At 61.3% G+C, this 2,826-nt stretch carries 1 protein-coding gene; it reads right to left on the minus strand.

Annotation, left to right across the window (positions count from 1 at the left end; genetic code table 11):
- Positions 1-2,552: 2,552 nt before the first annotated feature.
- Positions 2,553-2,826: hypothetical protein (locus AC792_RS17565; RefSeq protein WP_235436279.1), on the minus strand; the 274-nt coding region annotated here is incomplete at its 5' end.

Below are 2,826 nucleotides of genomic sequence, written 5' to 3' on the forward strand. Positions count from 1 at the left end.
TAAGACCCACAGCGCCGATGGTACTGCACCCGAGAGAGTGTGGGAGAGTAGGACACCGCCGGACACCCCTTAGGCTGAGGCCCCCACACCACCCGGTGCGGGGGCCTCACCCACATAACCACCCACCAACACATCGGCAGAACAAGCAGACACCTGGATGAGGTGTTCAACCGCCAGGCGCAGTGCTGATCAGGGCGACAAGGAGGTCGCCAAGGAGATCGCCACGCCCTTGATCCATGCCGCCGGCTAGTTCGGGCAAGGGGGAGAGGGCAGCCGGCCGAAGCGATGCGGGCAACGAGTACCAGGGTGGTGGACGGCCGGCCCGGGCGGGGCGGCCACCTCACGTACAAGCGCTGCACCCATGGGACAGGTCCAGGACATTCCCCTTCACCGGTTCAGAAGTAGTAGCGCCCATGCTCCGTCCCCCATGTCGAGACTCAACCGAACCGGGCACTACACCTGGACCAGTTCCTGATCCGTGGCTGCAGTCGACGCCCGGTCCACGACTCACCCTCGGGCCTCGAATGCCATGTGCGCTCGAGCTGATGCCGTACCGCACCGGCCAGATCAGTCGCCGGCTCAGATCCTCCGAATTCATCTCTGTCGTGATAATTATCCACGACCGTTCCTGCGGCCCGTCCCGTGACCGTCGTCGTCGATGTGCTGATTCTCCCACCCTCGGGTTCGATGACTACCGAGCACTGAACGCGACCATGACCACGGCTCAGCGCTGCACTGAGGCGGAATGCGCGGTGAGCGTCGAGGGGGACCGGCACAGCGCGGAGGGGCTTCAAGCTCCGCACCTGCCACCGAAGTCGAATTCCGTCTCTGGTAAGGAGAAGACTGCGATGTCCGCGTCGGGGACGCAGCCAAGGGTAATAGTTCTCGGTGATTACTCCTGCGCCGACAATTCTTCGAACTACGGAGGTCGCCGTGGTCACGAATCACCACCTCCTTGATGCATTTGCCTTCAGGATGGGTGAAGCAACTCGGAATTCGTTGTCGAGAGCGCAGCACGTCCCCGATCGAGGTCGATGTCGGTGGGTATGTCGTCAGTTCTCGGTCTTGATCCATGTTGTTGCCTCGTAGGCCCACAGGTTCGAGGACGTAATCCTCGTACACCTCGTCAGGGACGGCCCTGTGGAGCTGCGGTGGTGACGCCTTGGTCGCGAGAAGTGGAATGCACCGGAGCATGTTCCCGGCTGTGGATACAGTGCTCCATCCATGATGCTGTCTGGCCCGATGGCCCGATGGTCCGATGGCCTGATGGCGTAGTTGTCGCCGCGCGGCCACGGCCGGACTCTCGAGTATGCAGCCTGTGAGACGTCCGGTGGCTGCCGGGCATCCGACTGTCGCGGAGCATTTCGAGACGACTACTCCAATGTGTCCGTATCGGTCATCTTCGTCGACATCGGTCGACGGCAGGACCAATCGAACCATCCCGAGAACCGACCGGGCCAGGAGGTTCCGACCTGCTGACGGTGAGGCCGACTTCCTCGATCGTGGGAGGGCGATCTACCTTGTACCCGGGGTCGTCGCGGATGAAGCCTGTCCGGCGAGTCGAGTGAACCAGATGGGTACGTAGGTTCCTCCACGTTCCCGCTCGTTGCCTCCTGAGACGGGAGGCAGGATGGACGTCGACGTCGACATGATCTTCGGAGCTTCCACCTCGGATCAACTTCCCCGACCTTGTGAGCATGAACCGCGGTGTCTCCCTGACGGACATGCACCAAGGACTATTGGGACCCTTCCCACCCGTTCGATGAGGACGTGCCACATCGATGCTGCCCATGGCACATCGCGGGGCAGTCATGAGCAGCACCTCGGGTGTCGGCTGAGTCGGTCTTGTCACCTGTGGTGGGCATCGTGTCCGTTCCCGGTGATCGGCCCTTCTGGAGACCCTGATTCCTCTGTGCCGGCGGCACTACGGCCGACGCAGTGCAGTTCACATCCCATCTCCCGTACTCTGTACCCCCGTATTTGTAGCTCACAACTACGGGGGGAGTGCGGACGAGTTCATGCCCAGCACGTCCTCTGCGGATCGGTGCCAGGTCTGTCGGTCCAGCTGGGGGCGTTTCGTAGAGTCCGCGCCGGTCGCACCCGCGGATCATGAGCCGGCCCAGGGGACCGGGGGAACTCAAGTCCCGGCGGCCCTGTCGTAGGGGTGGGCCGTAGCTCCCGCAGTGGTCGTCGGGATGGTGAGGGCCGCAACGGCTGAGGCACATCGTGCGATGTGGCAGGAGTAAGCTGCGGCCGGTGATCGCCCTGCGGGCTGCGCCCGCGGAGCGTTCCGGTTCAAGCTCTGCAGCCGGAGGAGAACAGGAATCGCCACCTACCTCGAATGGCTGGTGCGCGTCTTCGCCAACCGGGCTGCAGGGTGATGGAGGTAACGCCGAGCCGGTTTGCTCGAGCAGGGGGCGGGGTGTAATGTTTCATGAGTTGCCCCGATCGAGGGCGACCAACCCCTCAAAATTAGCGGTCATCTTGTGTGCTCTCGAGCAAATACAAATAAGGCCTCTAATTGTCGAGGAATTCTTTAGTCAGACCCTTTTTCAGGCCATGGGCCGGAACGGCGGATTTGACAAGGGAAATGGAAGCGGAATAAGCTGTGATTGTAGCGGCGGGGAAAGCGGACCGGCCTGTTGAATTGCTTCCTGGTAGTGATACTGGGGGGTGGGTGTCCGTGAGTAATCGTTTGTTCCTGTTGTTTGAGAACTCAATAGTGTGCCAAGTTTGTTGATACCGATTGTTTGTTGATTGGTTGAATTGGCTGGTCTGTCACACCCCGTGTGGTGGGCTGGTTTTTTTGGCTGGTTTCGAATTTTG

Origin of the sequence: Arthrobacter sp. RIT-PI-e (assembly GCF_001187915.1) — a bacterium.
Lineage (GTDB): Bacteria > Actinomycetota > Actinomycetes > Actinomycetales > Micrococcaceae > Arthrobacter_D.